Source organism: Mesorhizobium sp. M8A.F.Ca.ET.218.01.1.1, assembly GCF_004791165.1.
GTDB lineage: Bacteria > Pseudomonadota > Alphaproteobacteria > Rhizobiales > Rhizobiaceae > Mesorhizobium.
Genome location: NZ_SRUZ01000151.1, coordinates 1 through 314 on the forward strand (window position 1 = coordinate 1; position 314 = coordinate 314).

Consider the following 314-nt stretch of genomic DNA (forward strand, 5'->3'; position numbering starts at 1 on the left):
GCCGGGAATAGCGAGGGATCATCGTTTCCAGTCCTGCTGGGAGAAGCTTCGGCCGCGTCCTAACAGAGGCCGGTCCAATGCTCAACGTCGCTGGCGCAAACCAGATGCTGGCGCGATTGGTGCTGCGAACCCAAGCGGACTGGCGGCAAGCAGGGCAGAGATGCCCCATCGGACTGCGTTTCACCTCCCAATTTCATCACTTCCCTGTACGGGAGGGTGAAAACGTCATTCTGCCGCTTCAGGCACGCATCCAATATCTTCGCCGTCTGTTGTTGTGGACAACGTCAAGGGAGATCCACCATGACCGACGCCAG

General features: G+C 58.9%; 1 protein-coding gene. It reads left to right on the forward strand.

Annotated elements, in window-relative coordinates:
• Nucleotides 1–77 precede the first annotated feature (77 nt).
• Nucleotides 78–314, forward strand: a 237-nt coding sequence (locus EN861_RS35960; protein WP_210235224.1) for a hypothetical protein, incomplete at its 3' end; no start/stop codon positions are given.